Annotated in this window: 21 protein-coding genes; 19 read left to right on the top strand and 2 right to left on the bottom strand. The window is 34.2% G+C overall.

The annotated features are described in order from the left end of the window. Nucleotides 1–76 precede the first annotated feature (76 nt). The 5 genes from RMO83_RS11425 to RMO83_RS11405 all read left to right on the top strand — a co-directional run bounded on the left by RMO83_RS11425 (nucleotide 77) and on the right by RMO83_RS11405 (nucleotide 7,234). Nucleotides 77–1,600 (top strand): hypothetical protein, encoded by a 1,524-nt coding sequence (locus tag RMO83_RS11425; RefSeq protein WP_310559819.1) that lies wholly within the window; start codon nucleotides 77–79, stop codon nucleotides 1,598–1,600. 104 nt (nucleotides 1,601–1,704) lie between these two features. Beyond that, nucleotides 1,705–2,730: a hypothetical protein gene (locus RMO83_RS11420; protein ID WP_310559818.1), complete on the top strand. Its 1,026-nt coding sequence runs from the start codon at nucleotides 1,705–1,707 to the stop codon at nucleotides 2,728–2,730. A 113-nt stretch (nucleotides 2,731–2,843) separates the two neighbouring features. Beyond that, entirely contained in the window at nucleotides 2,844–3,611 is a 768-nt protein-coding gene (locus RMO83_RS11415) for a hypothetical protein (RefSeq protein ID WP_310559817.1), read from the top strand. An 83-nt stretch (nucleotides 3,612–3,694) separates the two neighbouring features. After that, entirely contained in the window at nucleotides 3,695–6,433 is a 2,739-nt protein-coding gene (locus RMO83_RS11410) for a T9SS type A sorting domain-containing protein (protein ID WP_310559816.1), read from the top strand. A 180-nt stretch (nucleotides 6,434–6,613) separates the two neighbouring features. Further along, nucleotides 6,614–7,234: a DUF4230 domain-containing protein gene (locus RMO83_RS11405; protein WP_310559815.1), complete on the top strand. Its 621-nt coding sequence runs from the start codon at nucleotides 6,614–6,616 to the stop codon at nucleotides 7,232–7,234. Nucleotides 7,235–7,245: 11 nt separating this feature from the next. Here RMO83_RS11405 and RMO83_RS11400 read toward each other — a convergent pair whose 3' ends face one another. Next, nucleotides 7,246–7,422 (bottom strand): DUF5522 domain-containing protein, encoded by a 177-nt coding sequence (locus tag RMO83_RS11400; protein ID WP_310559814.1) that lies wholly within the window; start codon nucleotides 7,420–7,422, stop codon nucleotides 7,246–7,248. Between the two features lie 27 nt (nucleotides 7,423–7,449). On the opposite strand from RMO83_RS11400, the gene RMO83_RS11395 reads away from it, so the two are divergent. The 4 genes from RMO83_RS11395 to hemL all read left to right on the top strand — a co-directional run bounded on the left by RMO83_RS11395 (nucleotide 7,450) and on the right by hemL (nucleotide 10,882). Continuing rightward, nucleotides 7,450–7,794: a hypothetical protein gene (locus RMO83_RS11395; RefSeq protein WP_310559813.1), complete on the top strand. Its 345-nt coding sequence runs from the start codon at nucleotides 7,450–7,452 to the stop codon at nucleotides 7,792–7,794. An 87-nt stretch (nucleotides 7,795–7,881) separates the two neighbouring features. Then, nucleotides 7,882–8,730, top strand: a complete 849-nt coding sequence (locus RMO83_RS11390; RefSeq protein WP_310559811.1) for a pyridoxal-phosphate dependent enzyme — start codon at nucleotides 7,882–7,884, stop codon at nucleotides 8,728–8,730. Continuing rightward, nucleotides 8,723–9,532: a glucosaminidase domain-containing protein gene (locus tag RMO83_RS11385; protein ID WP_310559810.1), complete on the top strand. Its 810-nt coding sequence runs from the start codon at nucleotides 8,723–8,725 to the stop codon at nucleotides 9,530–9,532. The genes RMO83_RS11390 and RMO83_RS11385 overlap by 8 nt, the downstream gene beginning before the upstream one ends. A gap of 63 nt (nucleotides 9,533–9,595) precedes the next feature. Beyond that, on the top strand, nucleotides 9,596–10,882 hold the full coding sequence (gene hemL, locus RMO83_RS11380; protein WP_310559809.1) for a glutamate-1-semialdehyde 2,1-aminomutase: 1,287 nt from the start codon (nucleotides 9,596–9,598) through the stop codon (nucleotides 10,880–10,882). A gap of 127 nt (nucleotides 10,883–11,009) precedes the next feature. On the opposite strand, the gene RMO83_RS11375 is transcribed toward hemL, so the two are convergent. Further along, nucleotides 11,010–11,552 (bottom strand): hypothetical protein, encoded by a 543-nt coding sequence (locus tag RMO83_RS11375; protein WP_310559808.1) that lies wholly within the window; start codon nucleotides 11,550–11,552, stop codon nucleotides 11,010–11,012. Nucleotides 11,553–11,737: 185 nt separating this feature from the next. Between RMO83_RS11375 and RMO83_RS11370 the strand changes: the two genes are divergently transcribed. The 10 genes from RMO83_RS11370 to RMO83_RS11325 all read left to right on the top strand — a co-directional run bounded on the left by RMO83_RS11370 (nucleotide 11,738) and on the right by RMO83_RS11325 (nucleotide 19,310). Next, nucleotides 11,738–12,211, top strand: a complete 474-nt coding sequence (locus RMO83_RS11370) for a c-type cytochrome (RefSeq protein ID WP_310559807.1) — start codon at nucleotides 11,738–11,740, stop codon at nucleotides 12,209–12,211. 34 nt (nucleotides 12,212–12,245) lie between these two features. Continuing rightward, nucleotides 12,246–14,222: a Sec-dependent nitrous-oxide reductase gene (nosZ, locus tag RMO83_RS11365; RefSeq protein ID WP_310559806.1), complete on the top strand. Its 1,977-nt coding sequence runs from the start codon at nucleotides 12,246–12,248 to the stop codon at nucleotides 14,220–14,222. 123 nt (nucleotides 14,223–14,345) lie between these two features. Continuing rightward, the gene (locus RMO83_RS11360) at nucleotides 14,346–14,936 is read left to right on the top strand and encodes a hypothetical protein (RefSeq protein WP_310559805.1); all 591 of its coding nucleotides are present in this window, start codon (nucleotides 14,346–14,348) and stop codon (nucleotides 14,934–14,936) included. Next, a complete protein-coding gene (locus RMO83_RS11355; RefSeq protein ID WP_310559804.1) occupies nucleotides 14,933–15,355 on the top strand; it encodes a nitrous oxide reductase accessory protein NosL in 423 nt (140 codons plus the stop codon). The genes RMO83_RS11360 and RMO83_RS11355 overlap by 4 nt, the downstream gene beginning before the upstream one ends. Before the next feature lie 45 nt (nucleotides 15,356–15,400). Continuing rightward, nucleotides 15,401–16,630 (top strand): nitrous oxide reductase family maturation protein NosD, encoded by a 1,230-nt coding sequence (locus RMO83_RS11350; protein WP_310559803.1) that lies wholly within the window; start codon nucleotides 15,401–15,403, stop codon nucleotides 16,628–16,630. Further along, nucleotides 16,627–17,334 carry an ABC transporter ATP-binding protein gene (locus tag RMO83_RS11345; protein WP_310559802.1) on the top strand — a complete coding sequence of 236 codons (708 nt, stop codon included), beginning with the start codon at nucleotides 16,627–16,629 and terminating at the stop codon, nucleotides 17,332–17,334. The genes RMO83_RS11350 and RMO83_RS11345 overlap by 4 nt, the downstream gene beginning before the upstream one ends. 88 nt (nucleotides 17,335–17,422) lie before the next feature. Beyond that, nucleotides 17,423–18,190, top strand: coding sequence for an ABC transporter permease subunit (locus tag RMO83_RS11340; RefSeq protein ID WP_310559801.1), 768 nt, complete (start codon nucleotides 17,423–17,425; stop codon nucleotides 18,188–18,190). Then, nucleotides 18,187–18,483, top strand: coding sequence for a hypothetical protein (locus RMO83_RS11335; RefSeq protein ID WP_310559800.1), 297 nt, complete (start codon nucleotides 18,187–18,189; stop codon nucleotides 18,481–18,483). The genes RMO83_RS11340 and RMO83_RS11335 overlap by 4 nt, the downstream gene beginning before the upstream one ends. 12 nt (nucleotides 18,484–18,495) lie before the next feature. Then, on the top strand, nucleotides 18,496–18,867 hold the full coding sequence (locus tag RMO83_RS11330; RefSeq protein ID WP_310559799.1) for a group III truncated hemoglobin: 372 nt from the start codon (nucleotides 18,496–18,498) through the stop codon (nucleotides 18,865–18,867). After that, a complete protein-coding gene (locus RMO83_RS11325) occupies nucleotides 18,864–19,310 on the top strand; it encodes a copper resistance protein CopD (RefSeq protein WP_310559835.1) in 447 nt (148 codons plus the stop codon). Before RMO83_RS11330 ends, RMO83_RS11325 begins: the two co-directional genes overlap by 4 nt. Nucleotides 19,311–19,509 lie beyond the last annotated feature (199 nt).

The following is a 19,509-nucleotide window of genomic DNA, read 5'->3' as shown; positions in this document are numbered from 1 at the left end:
AAATAAGCCGTTTTGCTTATTTTATTTCAATTACAAAATGTTCAAATTTGTCTACTAACTTTTAAAAAACAATAAAATGAAAACTAAATATTTAATAACAATCGCTTTAGTAGTTTTAGTGTCAACCCAAAGTATTTTTTCACAAACTTATCTAGATTCTCAAAAGGAAAACAATGAGTATAAACGGTTACAACAGGCAACAAACAGAGCTTATGCCGTACCAACAAGTTCTACCAATCAAAGCAGTTCGAACTCGGGTTCAACTACTTCAAATGCCTCTTCATCTTCTAATAGCAATTCTGGCAGTTCGGTTACTGACTATAATTTTAACAATACAGAACGTTTAAACTTAAATTCCTACGAATCGAGACAAGCTAAAAATGAAAAACTGCATAATAAAGTACAGGCAATTTATGATGCGTTTGATGCAAAAGAAAAAAAATGGCACGAACTGATGGACTCTAGTGGATTAGAAAAATCTGGCGAAAATTTTGAAAAATTTGTACAAATGGGAGTGCAGAGTGGCTTAGATGATTACACATCCAGACGGATGTTGGGTGGTTCGCCCGATGCCTATGATAGTTTACAAGGAAACAGCGTAGGTGCCTTAGCAGGAAGCACAAAAGACGAATGCCAAGGCGATTGCAGTGAAACTTTAAAATTCGAAGATGGTTCTACTTATGTTGGAAATTCGCTTCACGGTTATCCTGAAGGAAAAGGTAAAATAATAACCACTACGGGAGTGATTTTTGAAGGCGATTTCCATCGAGGCAATTTAGAAGGTTGGGGTAAATTAACCAAACCCGACGGCACAATTCGCTATGATATGTATAAAAAAGGAGCAAATAGTGATGGTCCTTTTAAAATTGTTAAACCCACTTACGAACAAACGGGAAATTATGTGAACGGAAAAGTGAGTGGCGTTTATAAAACTACATTTAACAACGGCGATATAGCTGAAAAAGATACAAATAATCCTAATTTCATAAAATATTTTTACTCTAGTGGTGGCACTTTTGAAGGGATACGTAATGACAAAGGAGAAAATGTAAAAGGCAAAATCACTGAAGCATCTGGCACATCATTTGTTGGTGAATTTAAAAATAACAAACAATATCGAGGAATTGTTAATAGCGGAAATATACAAATTAGTGGCGAATTTTACGATAATGGTAATATTCTAAAAGTGGGGAGAAAAGACAATTTAGAAAATAAAACAACAGAATATCTTTCGATGGATATAAACTCTAAAAGAAGTGGTTATTGTTTATTAAGAGAAGCAAATGGAACAATCTATGAAACTCTGTACAAGGACGATAAAAAAATTGGATCAATTCAGATTTTTTATCAAGACGGTGGATCTTTTGCAGGGCAGGTTTCAAAAGTTGCAAACTATAATTATTTTGGAATTTTTTTCTTTAAAAATAACACTTCAGTTCCTTATGGTTTAAATGCAACGACCAACAATTGGGAAAAACTTGAAGCGAAAGATTTTACAAGAGCCAATGATTTTGCCAAACAAGCACAAACTGAAATTGCTAAAGCCAAAGCAGTTTATGTAGCTGCTACAAACTGGTCAACAGATTTCAAAGTCGATTGATTGATTAAAGAATGTTTTTTTCAAAAAATAAGCCAAACGGCTTATTTTTTTGTATGTACAAATGCGCCAACTTTGTAAAATAACAACAAAACATTCAAAATAGTATGAAAACAAAAATCTTAGCCCTCGCCGCAATTGCACTATTTGCAATAGTATCAATTTCTTGTTCAACCTCAGATTCTGAACCTGTGTCAGAAGTTGTTCCGCCAGTTACTGTAGGCAATACGGGCGATTTACGACTATTTGTTATCGATACCGCTAAAGTCAACACGATAACAATGACTGGAACCAACGAAACAACGATTCTAAACAGAAAAGTAAATTCTAACAGTTACATTGGTAGTTTTTCTTTGAACAATGACGCTTCTAAATTCGTGTATGTTGACAATCAAGGCGGAATGGTCAATGGCTTATATGTGCAGTCAAAATCGGTTCGAGTTGCCAATGCAAATGGTAGCGGAGATATGGCTATTTATACTGCTCCAGCAAATACCAACACTGTATCAAATGACATTGGATTTGTAAAATACGGTAGTTCTAAAATTTATTTTACAACAACAACACAAACTACCGTTGGTGGTGCAATTGGCACTATTGTTAAACTAAACTCGACTAATTTTGACGGAACGGGCTTACTGTCCGAAAACTATAATGCTGCGCCATTATCAGTTTATAAAGCAGATCTAACATCGGATGGAAAATATTTAGTAACAATGCGAGTAGCACCAAATATTCCTAGAATCGAAATTATGGATAGAACTGGCGATAATGGCGGAGGAACAGTTATTGGTCAAGAAGATTTAACTGCTGATAAAGAGCGCGGTTCAGCCCCCATATTTTCTTACAACAATAAATTTGTATATTATGCCTATGCTGAGAGTCAATCTCTAAAGGTTAGAATTTTTGATATGACTACTAAAACTTGGGAATCAAAAACCATTGCAACAAATTTTACACCAACGTCATTTTTTATGACAATATCAGTCGCTAGCGACAATAATCGTGGTGTTGTAGTTGTAGATTCTTATAGCAATACGCCTACCAAATCTTATGTTTTTAATTTAGCCGGCAGCTCATTTACAACATTCAATAATAATGATAAAACCATTGCTTATATAAAAGCGTTTTAGATAATGTAGATTTTTGATTTTCTAAAAAATAAGCCAAACGGCTTATTTTTTTGTGTTTATAAATACCTCAAATTTGTAATGTTAATAATGATAAATCAATTTAATATTTTAATATGAAAACAAAAATTTTAACCGTAGTAATGATTGCACTTGTTGCAATAACATCTTGTACACCAGATGACAACAATAATTCTTCAGGTGCAACTAGTGGAATAGTGCCAACCAAAATTGTTTCCACCTACAGCGGCGGTCAAGTTTCTACTTCAACATTTACCTATTCTGGAAACAAAATAGTAGAAGAAAAAATTCTTCCAGCCGAGGATATTAGCAAACGAAAATATACCTACACTGGTGTTAATATTACCAAAATAGAAGAATTTGCTGGGCCGACATTTAGTGCTTTTGGTGGTAAAGTTTTAACATACGAAAACGGAAAAGTAAAAACTGTAACAGATATTGCTGTTGCTGGTTATAACGGTGATTTGACTAAATTAACGTATGCTTATAATGCAGATGGGACTATTACAACAACATCGTCTAGTATCAACCAAACAACAAAAGTAGAAACCGCCAACGGTCGCCAAATGCGGTACACTTATACTGCTGGATTATTAACAAAAACCGAATCTATTTCGGGCGGTGTCGTGGGTCAGGTAACCAATTATACAAATGACATTGGAAAAAACCCAGCTTTCAAAAACGTTTTGGGTTTTGACCAAACTTTGGCAGAAGGCAATTTGAGATTATCAACAACCTATGTCGGAAGTTCAAATCCCGGACAAACTTTTACCTACACTTATAATGCTGCTAATTACCCAAGTCAAGTGTTACAACCTAATGCTTATGGAACACAATCTAAAACACAGGTTTTCACGTATTAAATAATTTTACAAACAAGCAAGTTATATTTTTTTTAGCTTTACAAAGATTTCTAACTTGCTTATAACTTTAAATACAAATTAAAATGAAAAAATTACTACTATTACTTATCTTGTTCAGCAACGGATTATTGGTAAACGCACAAATTGGAGGCGGTTGGGATTGGGCATTCAATACCGGGACATTAGGTGGTGCTACAATCAAACATATGAAATATACTGCTGATGGGTCTGAAATTCTTTTTGGCGGATCAGCTTTGGCAGCTGCCTATTTTGGTTCAACCACACTTACAGCTCCACCACCATTGGCCGGATATCCGGGAAGTATCAAATTCTTTGGGAAAATAAATTCGGCAACCGGTGTACCAACTATAATCAGGTCATTCAGCAATATACCATTAAACTTTGATTGTATCACTACCGATAATGTTGGTAATTTTTATACTGGCGGAGCATTTGTAAGCACAACTGAATTTGATTTAGGAAACGGTGTCATTATACCTGCCTCGGCATTTAAAATGAATGTAATCGTTAAGTTTAATGCAACTGGAAACGCAATCTGGGCAAAAACATTTTCTATGGGCACTTTAGGAGCTGCTAACAATGTAGTCTTTAAGTTGGCAGTTTCAAATGCAGGCAATGTTTTCTTCACGGGTTTAAATTTTAATACAAACAATAGACCATTATATAAATTGGATAGTAATGGAAATACGTTGTGGTTTAAAAACGCATCTGGTGCAGGAATTGGAACTAGCAATAATCCATCTTACTTAGCGGATAAATTTATAGACGACAACGAAAACGTACATTATTTTGTTTATGGCACTGGCACTGCTGGTGTTACTTTTGATGGTGTTGCATATCCAGTCGCAAGCGCAAGCGTTGGATATTCCACACTTATTTCATTGAATGCATCTGGAAATGTATTTAATGCAAAAACTTATGCTGGTGCCGTCTCTCATTTTCAAGTAAATCGTATCAATGGGAATTTATCTTTTTGTTGGAATCAACTAGACCCAAACCCAAGCCCATTTGCTGGGTTACCTTTTTCCTTTGCTTCTATATCTCCAGCCTATGCTTTTTATTCCAAAGTTTTTATGGAAATAGATAAAAATTTGAATTTTATAAAGGCCAAGGATTTATTGATAAACAACCCGTTCGCTCTCACAACTGACGATTACAACCAATATTTGAATTTACCAAATGGAAAATTATTATTATCTATAAACCTCACTAAAACAGTTATTTACAGTGCAGGTGTCGATTCGTTTTATCCAGCAGAGCCTGTAAATTATGCTAGTGCCATACTAGAAACAGATACAAACTGGGAGATAACAAAATTTATTTCGGGTGGAAAAGCGCCTTATACTTCACAAAGTAATATTGCTGCGTTTAATGACACCTACCTTATTGCGGCTGGTTTCGATGCGGCTGCAATTGGTACAGCATCTACTAACTTGCCGACCACTTCATTTGGTTCTGTTACCTTAACCGGAATGAACGCAGCAACAAATATTACTACAGCTTATGGTTCATTTTCAAATTTTAGAACCGATGTTGCTTTGGCACAATGTAAATCATCTAATTTTCCAACAATTGCATCGACCACCTGGTTAGGTACAACTAACAATTGGGACACTGCAAGCAATTGGTCAAACGGTGTGCCTTCAAATACTATGAAAGCCCTTTTTAATCAAGCTACTGCTAATTATCCTACCGTTTCAACTACACCTACAGCGGCTTCTTTAGAAATAAATTCGGGCGTATCATTAACCTTACCAGCCACTTTAGCTTTGTCTGGAGCAATCAAAAATGATGGAACAATAATTCTAAACAATGCTGGCTTTTTTCAAGGATTCGGTGTCAAAGAATGGAATGGGTCGGGTAGCGTGAATTTTACAGGAACTCCAGCGACCTTATTCTTTGCCAATTTTGAAAACGCACTAATATTAAATACCAATCTTACCACTTTTTATGATTTGAAAGTGCCAACTGTTTCGCTAAATACAGCAAAAATTAATTTAAACAATAAAAAATTAAGTATTACTGATAGCAGTCCAACGGCTATTTTAGGTGCAAGTACAACCAATTATATTTATGGCGGTACTTTAGAAAGAAAAATAAATTCTACCGGAGATTATGAATTCCCGTTGGGTGATTTTTCAAAAATACAATCTGCAACAATAAGCACTAATAATTTAGTAGGTGTAGATAAAATTGCAGTCAAATATAATGATGGTGCAATTACAGGAACCACGCCCAATGCGGACTATAGTGGGATAACGATAACGAGCGCATTGAATGGCGGATGGTTTTCAATTTCGCCCAATCAACAACCAACATCGGGGACTTATGACGCCATTCTAAAGATTCAAAGTTCAACTAATTTGAGCGCTACAGTGGGCAATTATGTAGTTATTAAAAGGGATAACAGCACTTCGGCTTGGAGTGTTGGAGGTAATTACACATTAGGATCTGAAGCTAGTGGTATGGTAACGGCTAGAAATAATGGTTTAACTTCTTTTTCAGATTTTGCAATAGGAATAGCCAGTTCCCCGATTGTTTTGTCAAATCCAAAATTTCAAAAACAGCAACTTACTATTTATCCCAACCCAGCAAAAGAACACGTTAGTTTGTCTTTCAAAACGATTTTGGATTATGTGAATGTCAAAATAATTTCAATCGCTGGTCAAACAGTTTACGAGAAATCAAATCTTTCAGGTAATAATTTGACGTTCAATGTGTCGGATTTAACTAAAGGTATTTACATTATTCAAGTTTCAGATGGGACTTCGGTAAGCACTTCAAAATTCATAAAACAATAAATTAAAAATTTGAGTTCAATAAAAAAGTACGATTTTTGTTGTATTTTTTTATGTCTAAATTAAAAATAAATTTATGAAATTAAAAGGCCACTAGAAATTAATCAAAAAGCTAAGACTAATAAGTTGATTTAGAATTCTTTTCCTTTGCGATATTTTTTTTACTTTTATAAAAAATTAAAAATGCAAAACAGAATCATCATCGCAATTGTTGCCATAAGCGCCATTGTTCTACTTTTTAAATTCTGCGATTTCAAAAAAGAAGATGATTCAACACTAGATTACAATACTAATCTCATTCAGCAACAAATTGTAAACGTTGGTAAACTGGTTGTTACCGAAGGTCATTTTGCCGAAGTGATTACATATAAAGATCAAGATGAGTATTTAATGGGAGCGGTTTCTTTCGAAAAGAAAGCCATTGTCATCGTCAATGCTGATGTGACGGTAGCTTATGATTTGCACCAAATGAAATACGATATCAACGAGAAAAATAAGACCATCACCATAATTAATATCCCAAAAGAAGAAATAAAAATAAGTCCTGATTTACAATATTATGATGTAGAACAAAGTAAATTAAATCCTTTCACTGGTGAGGATTATAACAAAATCAATAAAATGGTTCGAGCCAATCTAGCTAAGAAAATTGAAAAATCTTCGTTAAAATCTAATGCTAAAAACAGATTGATTTCGGAACTTTCTAAAATGCTGATTCTAACCAATACGATGGGTTGGAAACTACAATACGAAGGAAAAGTGATTGAAAATGAAGCCGATTTCAATCAAAAAATAAAGGGCTAAAAACAAGTAAATCATTTCTTTATTCTCCCTGTTTTTTTATCAAATCCATAAGGACAATGGCGACAGCCACTTTTACAACAATACCCTCTTTTTAAGTGGTGTTTTTCGGTAAAACATTTATAACCTTCGGACGTTAAATAAAAATCTTCCCCTTCAATTAATATATTTTCATTACTTTGCTGCTTCATACGGCAAATTTATACACTTTATCACGAATGTTTCTAATTGTTAGTCAATATTTAATTCCAAAAGGATTTCGTGGATTGACTTTGTTTCCGTTTGTGTTTGTAAAATATCGATTGGATAAAGAAAATTCGGTTTTTATGAACCACGAGCGAATTCATCTGCGTCAGCAATTAGAAATGCTATTTTTCCCATTTTTTATTTGGTATTTTATGGAGTTTTTGTTGCGGTGGATGCACTATAAAAAGTTTGATGTGGCATATCGAAATATCAGTTTTGAACGTGAAGCCTATGCTAAAGAAAAAGACCTTCACTATTTAAAGAACAGATCAATTTGGAATTTTTTGAAATATATTCGTTTGGTGGCTGTTTTCTGAATCGTATCTTTGTTCTAAATTCTAGTTGTTTTGCAAGAAATTCTAACCCAAAAAATAAAAATATTCAGTAAAAGCATTTCCCTGTTTATGCGACGGGAAGACCTTATTCATCCTTTTATTTCAGGAAATAAGTTCCGAAAACTCAAATACAATTTACTTCAAGCAAAATTAGAAAATCACGATACTCTAATTACTTTTGGTGGAGCATTCTCTAATCATATTGCCGCTACAGCTTTTGCAGGAAGAGAATACGGGTTCAAAACTGTTGGAATTATTCGAGGAGAAGAATTAGAAAGCAAGATTTTGATTAATCCAACTTTAAAATTCGCTCAGGAATGTGGTATGCAGTTTAAATTTGTCACTCGGGAAAACTATCGCCACAAAGCAGATGTTAATTTTATTGAAAACTTTAAACTTGAATTTGGTAATTTTTACCTCATTCCTGAAGGCGGAACCAATGAATTTGCAGTTCAAGGTTGTCAAGAAATTTTGTCCCCAAAAGATTCCGAATATGATTTTGTTTGCTGCTCAGTTGGAACTGCCGGAACAATTAGCGGTCTTATAAACAGCAGTTTACCACACCAAAAAGTTTTGGGATTTCCTGCTTTGAAAGGTGATTTTTTAAACGATGAAATTTGTAAATTTGCCCGAAATCAAAATTGGGAATTAATAACCGATTATCATTTTGGAGGTTATGGGAAAGTGAATGCAGAATTAATTACTTTTATCAATAAATTTTATTCAGATAATCAGATTCCTTTGGATCCCATTTATACGGCAAAAATGGTTTTTGGCGTTTTGGACTTAATCAATAAAAATTATTTTCCAGAGTATTCCAAAATTTTACTCATTCACACCGGAGGAATTCAAGGAATTGCAGGGATGAATATCAAATTAAAAAACAAACATTTACCAACAATAGATACAGATGTATAAAAAGATAGTACTAATAGTAACAATTTTGACATTGGTAAGCTGTAACAGTTCTAGGTCAGTAATTGTAACAACAAAAAACCAAAAAGCAAACCAAAAAAAGTCCAACCCATCTCAATCGACGTCGAAAACAGGCGCGACTTCAGATTTGGTGAATGGTTACATTTTTAATTACAAAGATATCGCGATGAGCAATATGAGAAATTTTGGTATTCCTGCTAGTATCATTTTGGCTCAGGGAATTTTAGAATCGGGTGCGGGTCAAAGTAAATTAGCCATAACATCAAATAATCATTTTGGCATAAAATGTTATACCGATTGGAAAGGCGAAACTACGTTGTATGATGATGATAGAAGTCAGGAATGTTTCAGAAAATATAAAAATCCAGAAGAATCCTTTCAGGATCACGCTGATATTGTGTCTAAAAGAAAACGTTATGCTGTATTATTCGATTTACCCAAAGGTAATTACAAAGCTTGGGCCAAGGGATTGAAAGATGCGGGTTATGCAACTGATCCTCAATATCCTGAAAAACTAATAAATTATATCGAACGGTATCATTTAGACGAATATGATACTATGGTGTTAAAAGGAAAAGATGTAAGTTCAGACAAAAGACCTTCACGAAGGACTTCTTCAGAGGACGACAATCGGACTAGTAAATCAAAACAATATGAAGTGCAGCAAGGAGATACTTTATATTCGATTTCAAAGAAATTTAATGTTTCTATTGAAGAGATAAAGAAGCAAAATGATATTTCTGATAATGCCATTTCGATAGGGCAAAACTTAAAAATTCAATAAAAATTAGTAGTGGAGTTTTTTTTGACTGAAACCCATAACCCATAACCCAAAACCCATAACCCAATGTTATATCAAAGAAGTAGTCAGCTTTTTGCAGAAGCAGAAAAAGTAATTCCAGGAGGCGTAAATTCACCTGTTCGTGCCTTCAAAGCAGTAGGAGGAACTCCTATTTTCGTTAAAAGTGCTAAAGGAGCTTATCTTTTTGATGAAGACGGAAACAAATTAATAGATTACATTAATTCTTGGGGACCAATGATTTTGGGTCACGCTTTTCAACCCGTTGTAGATGCTGTAATCGAAAAAGCCAAATTAGGAACTTCCTTTGGAATGCCAACAGAATTAGAAACTCAAATCGCAGCCTTGGCAGTTTCGATGGTGCCAAATATTGATAAAATTAGATTCGTAAATTCAGGAACTGAAGCTTGTATGAGCGCCATTCGATTAGCTCGTGGATTTACTAAAAAAGATAAAATAATCAAATTTGCAGGATGTTATCACGGACATTCCGATTCTTTTTTGATACAAGCAGGAAGTGGAGCCGTCACTTTTGGAAGTCCAAATAGTCCGGGAGTTACTGCTGGAACTGCCAAAGATACGTTACTTGCAAAATACAATGATTTAGAAAATGTAGTCACTTTAATCGAAGCCAACAAAAACGAAATTGCAGCTATAATTGTCGAACCTGTTGCGGGAAATATGGGTTGTATTCCGCCAAACAAAGGTTTTCTGGAAGGCTTGCGCCAATTGTGTACAGACAACGGAATTCTCTTGATTTTTGATGAGGTAATGACAGGGTTTAGACTCGCTAGAGGTGGAGTTCAGGAATTATTCAACATCAAAGCGGATATTGTTTGCTTCGGAAAAGTAATTGGTGGCGGTTTGCCAGTTGGTGCTTTTGCTGCGAGAAATGAAATTATGAATTATTTAGCGCCACTTGGCCCAGTATATCAAGCGGGAACTTTGTCTGGAAATCCGTTAGCAATGGCTGCAGGATTGGCAATGTTGCAAGCATTGGATTCTGATAGCCAAATTTTCAAGAGACTAGAAGAAAAAACAGCTTATTTGGCTGCTGGAATAGACAAAGTTTTAAAAGCAAATAAAGTTGATTTTACAATAAATAGAATAGGTTCAATGGTTTCAGTGCATTTTGCCGAAACTCCTGTTGTAGATTTTCAAAGTGCTGCGAAAGGCGACAACGAAACTTTCAAGAAATTCTTCCACGGATTGTTGAATGAAGGCATTTATATTGCGCCATCAGCATATGAAACTTGGTTTATTACCGATGCGCTTTCTTATGAAGACTTGGATTTTACCATTCAAGCTGTTGATAAAGTTTCAAAGACTTTTTAGAAATTAAATATTTCCTGCTCCCTCTCCTTTGCTTCTCCAGTTCGCTATCGCTCGTGTGGAGAGGGTTGGGGTGAGAAAAAAAAACTTCCGGTAACCAGCCGGAAGTTTAACAAACCAAATAATTATTTTAACCTTTTCTTTCTGGTCTACCCTCTTGATTTCCTTTAGTTTGACCGTTTCTTTTTCCTTGGCGACTCGCTTGATGGTCATCTCGTAAAGCGGCCCATTTTTCAAATTGTTTTGCATTTAGTATTTTTTCCACTCTTTTTTTTGAAGCAATTTGTTCGTCAAGCATTTTAATTTGCATTGCAAATCGTTCATCATTTGTAGGTTTTACTCCTTTTTCTTTCATTGCTTTCATCTCAGTTTTGTGAGATTCTATGGTTGCAATTTTATCCGAAATAATAATGCTCATTTCTTTTTGTTGCACACCAGTCAAATCTAATTCCAAAGTCATCTTTTTTAACATCAATTGACTTTTTTGTTCTATAGTAAATTGCTCCATTGCATTTCCTTGATGTTTCCTGTCTTTTTGTTGCGCTATTATAGTTGTCCCAACTATTAACAAAGCTACTACAATTAATTTTTTACTCACAATTTTAAAATTGCTTTTTTGTTGTTCGTGACCCCCGCCTAAAAGGCGAACTGATGCAATAGTCTTCGATTTCATTTTAAGTATTTTTTTTAAGTTATAGAGATCAGACCTATTATAGTTCTAAAGGTTTAATCATTAACATAATTTTAATTATTTCATTTTCAATTATATATAAAATACTTTTTTAAGTATGATTACAATCATAATCAGTCGAATAAACAATTCGGAAATTTGTAAAAGAAATTTTAAAATTAATTTTTATGTACAAATTATCATTATTTATCGTTGCACTAGCACTATTTACTTCTTGCGGTAAGAAGGAAAATGCCACCGAAGATTTTTCTACTACCGGAGCCTCAACTGAAAAATCTGCTGATCCGGCAACCTATGATCCAAACAGAGGTCTAGGAAAATTCACCACGGTAGATTTAGGCGCCAATTTAGACGCTGCTATGGCTGCCGAAGGTGAAAAAATTCAGTCCGTTAAATGTTCAGCTTGTCACAAATTGACAGACGAAAAATTAGTTGGTCCGGGTTGGAAAGGAGTTACTTCTCGTAATAAACCAGAATGGATAATGAACTTCATTACCAATCCTGATCCAATGATTGACAAAGACCCTAAAGTTCAGGCAATGTTAGAACTATGTTTACTGCGTATGCCAAATCAATCCCTTTCGGATACTGATGCAAGAAACGTTCTAGAATTTATGCGCAAAAATGACGGAGTAAAATAAGTAGCACAAAAAACCAATTTAAAAAACCAAAATTATGAACAATAAATTTTTAAAAGCAGGTTTAACCATCGTAATGGTAGCCGCATTTTTTAGTTCTTGCAAACCCAAAAACTCAGGAGATGTTGTAAGTGGTGATGCTGCTCAAAAAGCGTATGTAGCACCAGGAAAATATGACGAATTTTATAATTTTGTTTCTGGAGGTTTCAGTGGGCAGGTAAGCGTTTATGGTTTGCCAAGTGGAAGACTATTGAGAGTTATTCCTGTTTTCTCAGAAGACCCGCAAAGTGGTTATGGTTATAGCGAAGAAACAAAACCTATGTTAAACACGTCTCACGGTTCTATTCCTTGGGATGATCAGCATCACGTTGAAATGTCTCAAACCAATGGTGAAGTGGATGGTCGTTGGCTTTTTGCCAATGCAAATAATACGCCTCGTATTGCTCGTGTAGATTTAAAAACATTTAAAACTACCGAGATTATTGAGTTACCAAATAGCGCAGGAAATCACTCCTCTCCATTTATTACACAAAATACAGAGTACGTTGTTGCAGGAACTCGGTTTAGCGTTCCGCCAGATAATGTAAATGGTGATGTGCCAATCAATACTTACAAGAATAATTTTAAAGGGTATTTAAGTTTTGTAAAAGTGGGTAAGGAAGGTCAAATGGATATCGCTTTCCAAATTGCAGCTCCAGGAGTAAATTTCGATTTAAGTCACGCTGGTAAAGGCAAATCACACGGTTGGTTTTTCTTCTCTTGCTACAATACAGAACAAGCCAATACTTTGCTTGAAGTGAATGCTTCCCAAAAAGACAAAGATTTTATTATGGCTGTAAACTGGAAAAAAGCCGAAGAATATATCAAAGCCGGTAAAGGTAAAAAAGTAGCAACAAGATATGTTCACAATACCTATGACGAAAAAACCCATACTGCAAAATCTGAAATGAGAACTGAAGTTTTAGTTTTAAGTGCAAAAGAATTGAAAGATATTTGTTATATGATTCCTTGCCCAAAATCACCTCACGGTTGTGATGTTGATCCAACAGGAGAATACATTGTAGGTTCAGGAAAATTGGCCGCTTTGATTCCAGTATTTAGTTTTGATAAAATGCAAAATGCCATCCAAAACAAACAATTTGACGGTAATTATGATGGAATTCCAGTGATCAAATACGAAGCTACATTATATGGTGAAGTTCAAAAACCTGGTCTTGGACCATTGCATACTGAATTTGACGGAAAAGGAAATGCTTATACTACTTTCTTTGTTTCTTCTGAAGTGGTGAAATGGGATATCAAATCGTTGAAAGTATTGGATAGAGTCCCTACTTATTACTCTGTTGGACACCTTTGTATTCCTGGTGGCGATAGTAGAAAACCTTTCGGGAAATACTTGATTGCTTACAACAAAATTACCAAAGATAGATACTTGCCAACGGGTCCAGAATTGGCTCAAAGTGCGCAGATATTTGACATTAGTGGCGATAAAATGCAATTAATTTTAGACTTTCCAACGATTGGAGAACCACATTATGCACAAGCAGCTCCTGCTGATTTGATTCGAAATAATGGGCAGTTGAAATTCTATAAAATTGAAGATAATAACCATCCTTTCGTTACTAAGGGAGAAAAAGAATCCAAAGTGGTAAGAAGCGGAAGTCGAGTAGATGTTTATATGACTTCAATTCGTTCTCACTTTGCTTCAGATAATATTGAAGGAATAAAATTGGGTGATGAAGTTTATTTTCACGTGACAAACTTGGAACAAGACTGGGATGTTCCTCACGGATTTGCCATAAAAGGTGCCGATAATGGCGAGCTGTTGATTATGCCAGGAGAAACCTGTACATTGAAATGGATTCCTAAAAAAGTGGGTATTGTTCCTTTCTATTGTACCGATTTCTGTAGTGCTTTGCACCAAGAAATGCAAGGATATGTGAGAGTGTCTCCTGCGGGAAGTACTGTTCCATTGACTTTTAGCTTGGGAACTAATCAGCCAGCAACAAAATAATTAAATCTAGGTTAAAATTATTATTTATTGAACCATTAAGTGATTAAGTATGTTAAGTTTCAAGTATCTTAATGTGAATTAATTACTTAATGGTTCTTTTTTTTACTTTAAGAAAAATTAATTATGAAAAGTTTAAAAATTTCTATGGTATCAAAAGTGATGCTTTTGTTCACAAGTGTGTTGTTTATAGGCTCTTTATTTGTGCCAATGTGGCGCATAGAATTACAAGCGCCACAATATCCTGAAGGCTTGGTTATTCAGCTTTACGCCAATAAAATAGGTGGAGATGTAGCCATAATCAATGGATTGAATCACTATATAGGTATGGCAACTTTACATACCGAAAACTTTTTTGAATTTAAGGTATTGCCTTATATTTTCGGAGCTTTTGGGTTTGTTTCTCTTGTATTAATTTTTATTGCTCGTAGGAAAGCAGTTTTAGTTTTTTTAATTTCGTATGTATTGTTTGTTGTTTTAGCAGCTATAGATTTTTACAGATGGAATTACGAATACGGACATAATCTTAATCCAAATGCTGCAATAGTTGTTCCCGGAATGGCGTATCAACCGCCATTAATTGGGTACAAACAACTGCTCAATTTTGGAGCTTATTCTATTCCAGACACAGGAGGTTGGATGTTATCATTGGCGGGAATATTGCTTGCAATAGTGGTTTTACTTGAATTTAAAATTTTTAGAAAAGCAAAATTATGAAACATTATTATGCTATTATAGTGCTCTTTTTAATCATTGCTTGTGGATCAAAAGAGGCTCAGCCCATAAAAATTAACGTTGATAATTGTGATTTTTGTGGAATGAGTATTGCCGACGGAAAATTTGGCGCCGAAGTAATTACCGAAAAAGGAAGGGTTTTTAATTTTGACGATATAGGATGTATGCTGAATTATTGCAAAGAAAATTCTAATACTAAAATGGGGGCTTACTTTGTCAATGATTTTTCTAAAGACAATGAATTAATTCCAGCAAATACAGCATTTTTTCTTTTGGGAGGAAGTATTCAAAGTCCAATGCGTGGTGGTATTATTGCGTTTTCTAAAGAATCTGAAGCTAAAGAATTTGGAGTAAAACTCGATGCTAAACCAGTCACTTGGGAAGCCATTTTATCAAAATAGTCCTAGCCAAAGTTTTAAATTTTTGATAAGATATTTATTTAAAAAATGAAAAATATATTCATTCTCATTCTACTTTTTTCTTCTTTACTTCAAGCTAAGGTGATTGAAGTAGGTATAACTAAACCAATAAAATCGATTAAAAAGGCAATTGATTTGGCAAATGTTGACGATACTATTTTAGTAGATAAAGGAGTTTACAAAGAAGGAAATATTGTTATTAATAAAAGAATAAAGTTCATTGGTCAAGGTTTTCCAATATTAGACGGGCAAAAAAAATACGAAGTTTTATCTGTAAAAGCCGATGGCGTTATTGTTGAAGGTTTCAAAGTGATAAATTCAGGTTATGGAACGCTCGAGGATCCTTGCGGCATAAAAGTTTACAACCGAAAAAATGTTGTGATTCAAAACAATATTCTCGAAAATAATTTCTTTGGAATTTATATTCAAAACGGGACAAAATGTAGTGTAAAAAACAATAAAATCAGTGCTCACGGCAAACAAGAGCAACTAATTGGCAACGGAATTCACTGCTGGAAAAGCGACAGTTTACAAATTTCGGATAATACAATTTCAGGTCATCGTGATGGAATTTATTTCGAATTCGTTACCAATTCGATAATTAAGAGAAATTTTTCAACAAAAAATGTGCGTTACGGTTTGCATTTTATGTTTTCTAATGATGATGCTTATGTTGCTAACATTTTTAAAAATAATGGTGCTGGAGTTGCAGTAATGTTTACCCGAAGAGTCAAGATGATTGCTAATGTTTTTGAAGAAAACTGGGGAGATGCGGCTTATGGTTTGTTTTTAAAGGAAATTTCGGATAGCTACATTATTGGAAACAAATTTGACAAAAACACTTCTGGAATTCATATGGAAGGAACGAGCAGAATTAAAGTAGAAAAAAATACTTTTGAAGCCAATGGTTGGGGAATGAAAATTCAGGCGAGTTGTATGGATAATACCATAAAAAACAACAATTTTGTTGGGAATACTTTTGATATTAGTACCAATGGGAGCCTGGTCTTGAATACATTTGATAGTAATTATTGGGACAAATATGAAGGCTACGATTTAGACAAAAACGGAATTGGCGACGTGCCTTTTCGTCCCTTGAGTTTGTTTGCAGTGCTTACTGAAAATAATCCTTCAGCGATGTTGCTGTTCCGTAGTTTTATGATTACACTTTTAGACAAATCGGAGAAAATTTTACCCAGCATCACGCCAGATAATTTTATTGACAAAACGCCATTAATGCACTCTTTATCTTTATGATCGAAATTAAAAGTATATATAAAAAGTTCGGAAAATTAGAAGTTTTAAACGATGTCAATCTTACTTTCAATAAAGGAGAATGCATTGCCTTAATTGGTCCAAACGGTTGCGGAAAAACGACTTTGATAAAAAGTATTTTGGGGATGGTGATTCCTACCAAAGGCAATATTTTATTTGATGGAAAATCGGTTCTTAATCAATATAAATACAGGGAACAAATAGGGTATATGCCGCAAATTGGGCGTTATCCCGATTATATGACTGTAGGTCAAATTATCGAAATGATTAAAAAAATCCGAAATTCAAATGAAGATTTGGACGACGATTTAATCAAGGCTTTTGAACTCGAAAAGATATTCGACAAGCAAATGCGAACTCTTTCTGGCGGAACAACTCAAAAAGTAAGCGCCATTTTAGCCTTCCTTTTCAATCCCGATGTGCTGATTTTAGACGAGCCAACAGCAGGTTTAGATCCATTGGCTTCGGAAATTTTGAAAGAAAAAATTATTAAAGAAAGAAAAAAAGGGAAACTAATTTTGATTACTTCCCATCTTTTGAGTGAATTAGACGATATGATTAGCCAAATTATTTTTATGCAAGACGGCAAAGTTCATTTTCATAAAACCATCGCTGATTTGTTGGAATCCACAAACGAACAAAAAATATCAAAGGCAATTGCCAGTATTTTGAAATCTAAAAAATAGAAAAATAGAAAAATTGTATAATGTATATTGTAAAAAACGAATCAGAGCACTAATTACAATATACATTTTACATTATACAGTAAAAAAAATGAACAGAATCATTAAAATCATATTTCTCGACATTCTAAAAAACAAGATCGTATTGGGGTACACCTTGATTTTAGCACTACTATCCTGGAGTTCCTTCGGATTGGAAGATAATTCTGCCAAAGGATTACTTACGATTTTGAACGTAATTTTATTTACTGTTCCATTAGTTTCCATCCTTTTTGCAACGATTTATTTATACAATTCTTCCGAATTTATTGAACTATTGTTAAGCCAACCTGTAAAAAGGAAAAAGATTTGGTTGAGTTTGTTTCTCGGATTGTCGCTGTCAATGCTTGCTGCTTTTTTTATTGGCGCAGGAATTCCGCTTTTGATTAATGCACCTGACAGTGTTGGAATAATGATGGTAATTGTAGGCTGTTTGATTTCCATAATTTTTGTGGCTTTGGCCTTTTTGAGTTCCATTCTTACCAGAGATAAAGCAAAAGGAATTGGAATTGCTATTATGACTTGGTTGTATTTTGCTTTGCTTTTTGACGGTCTGGTTTTGTTCTTATTATTTCAATTTTCGGAATATCCAATCGAAAAAGCAATGGTAGGGGTAACTGCTTTAAGTCCAATAGATTTGGCACGAATTCAAATTTTACTGCAGCTTGATGTCTCAGCGATGATGGGTTATACGGGAGCTATTTTCAAGGATTTCTTCGGAACGACATTGGGACTGATTATTTCGTTTATGTTATTGTGTTTGTGGGTAATCATTCCTTTTTTTATTTCTCTTAAAAAATTTAAAAACAAAGATTTATGATGTTTAAAGAACTATTACAAAAGCTAGAAACTGCCGAAAATCCATTTGCGCAAATCGTGCAAAAAACAGATTGCAGTAAAGTGTTGGTCGTTGCTTTTAAAAAAGGAATGATTCTAAAAGAGCACAAAACCGATATTCCTGCTCAATTGTTGGTCATAAAAGGATGTGTTATTTATAAAGAAAAAAATCATCAAGAATCACTTTCGTTATACGATATGAAAAATATTCAACCTGATATTTCACATTCGGTTGAAGCCCGAGAAGACAGTTTGTGTTTGTTGTTTAAAGGATAAATGTAAAAAAATATGAACGTAGATATTAAAAACAGAACGGACATAGAAACATTGATAAATGCCTTCTATGACAAAATCAAATCAGATGCCGTAATTGGTTATTTTTTTAATGATGTGGCAAAAGTGAATTGGGAAGATCATTTGCCGAGGATGTATGATTTCTGGGAAAATATTTTGTTTTCAACCGGAAACTTTAGCGGAAATCCTATGTTCAAACATAAAGAATTGCACGAAAAAAGTGCAATGACCCAGGAACATTTTAAACATTGGATTGTTGTATTTAAACTAACCGTGGACGAATTGTTTACAGGAGTCAAAGCGGAAGAAATCAAAGAACGGGCGACAAATATTGCATCGGCTATGATGTATAAAACCTTATCATAATGCTGCATCATATCTATTTGATTTTACATTTATTGGCAGCTACTATTTGGGTTGGCGGTCATTTATTTTTAGCGATTAGGGTTTTGCCAAAAGCCTTAAAAAGTAAAGACATCACACTTATTAACAACTTTAAAGATCTTTTTGAGCCAATTGGTTTGCCCTCACTTGTAATTTTAGTAGTAACAGGAATTTTGATGGCGTATGATTTTGATGCTACTTTTACCAAATGGTTTTCCTTTTCGGGTGCAGTTGAAAAAATCGTTTCTATCAAACTAATTTTGCTATTTACCACCGTAGCATTAGCCGTAAGTGCACAACGATTTGAAGCACCAAAACTTTCAGTCCATAATTTAGGTGCTTTTGCTTTTCATATTATTGCGGTTACAGTAATTGGAGTCACTATGCTTATTTTAGGGAGTTTTGTTAGATCTGGAGGAATATAAAAAAGCACCTATTAAACACTAAATATTGTTTAACAATCCAGCGTTTGCTGTATGGAGCATTAATTAGTCATTCCTTAAAAATGAATTAACAATTTGATTGTTAATAACTTGTGATTAAATTCAGTTGAAAACAGTACTTTTAAATCGCCAAAAAGTGTATATTTCGGTATAAAAAAGTGGCAATATGTTAGGCAAAATA

Origin of the sequence: Flavobacterium sp. (genome assembly GCF_031423415.1) — a bacterium.
Classification (GTDB): domain Bacteria; phylum Bacteroidota; class Bacteroidia; order Flavobacteriales; family Flavobacteriaceae; genus Flavobacterium.
This window is presented reverse-complemented; position numbering and strand designations above follow the sequence as displayed.

Coding starts and splice junctions, on each gene's coding strand:
- RMO83_RS11425 (WP_310559819.1), top strand. CDS start 77: ATGAAAACTAAATATTTAATAACAATCGCTTTAGTAGTTTTAGTGTCA.
- RMO83_RS11420 (WP_310559818.1), top strand. CDS start 1,705: ATGAAAACAAAAATCTTAGCCCTCGCCGCAATTGCACTATTTGCAATA.
- RMO83_RS11415 (WP_310559817.1), top strand. CDS start 2,844: ATGAAAACAAAAATTTTAACCGTAGTAATGATTGCACTTGTTGCAATA.
- RMO83_RS11410 (WP_310559816.1), top strand. CDS start 3,695: ATGAAAAAATTACTACTATTACTTATCTTGTTCAGCAACGGATTATTG.
- RMO83_RS11405 (WP_310559815.1), top strand. CDS start 6,614: ATGCAAAACAGAATCATCATCGCAATTGTTGCCATAAGCGCCATTGTT.
- RMO83_RS11400 (WP_310559814.1), bottom strand. CDS start 7,422: ATGAAGCAGCAAAGTAATGAAAATATATTAATTGAAGGGGAAGATTTT.
- RMO83_RS11395 (WP_310559813.1), top strand. CDS start 7,450: ATGTTTCTAATTGTTAGTCAATATTTAATTCCAAAAGGATTTCGTGGA.
- RMO83_RS11390 (WP_310559811.1), top strand. CDS start 7,882: ATGCGACGGGAAGACCTTATTCATCCTTTTATTTCAGGAAATAAGTTC.
- RMO83_RS11385 (WP_310559810.1), top strand. CDS start 8,723: ATGTATAAAAAGATAGTACTAATAGTAACAATTTTGACATTGGTAAGC.
- hemL (WP_310559809.1), top strand. CDS start 9,596: ATGTTATATCAAAGAAGTAGTCAGCTTTTTGCAGAAGCAGAAAAAGTA.
- RMO83_RS11375 (WP_310559808.1), bottom strand. CDS start 11,552: ATGAAATCGAAGACTATTGCATCAGTTCGCCTTTTAGGCGGGGGTCAC.
- RMO83_RS11370 (WP_310559807.1), top strand. CDS start 11,738: ATGTACAAATTATCATTATTTATCGTTGCACTAGCACTATTTACTTCT.
- nosZ (WP_310559806.1), top strand. CDS start 12,246: ATGAACAATAAATTTTTAAAAGCAGGTTTAACCATCGTAATGGTAGCC.
- RMO83_RS11360 (WP_310559805.1), top strand. CDS start 14,346: ATGAAAAGTTTAAAAATTTCTATGGTATCAAAAGTGATGCTTTTGTTC.
- RMO83_RS11355 (WP_310559804.1), top strand. CDS start 14,933: ATGAAACATTATTATGCTATTATAGTGCTCTTTTTAATCATTGCTTGT.
- RMO83_RS11350 (WP_310559803.1), top strand. CDS start 15,401: ATGAAAAATATATTCATTCTCATTCTACTTTTTTCTTCTTTACTTCAA.
- RMO83_RS11345 (WP_310559802.1), top strand. CDS start 16,627: ATGATCGAAATTAAAAGTATATATAAAAAGTTCGGAAAATTAGAAGTT.
- RMO83_RS11340 (WP_310559801.1), top strand. CDS start 17,423: ATGAACAGAATCATTAAAATCATATTTCTCGACATTCTAAAAAACAAG.
- RMO83_RS11335 (WP_310559800.1), top strand. CDS start 18,187: ATGATGTTTAAAGAACTATTACAAAAGCTAGAAACTGCCGAAAATCCA.
- RMO83_RS11330 (WP_310559799.1), top strand. CDS start 18,496: ATGAACGTAGATATTAAAAACAGAACGGACATAGAAACATTGATAAAT.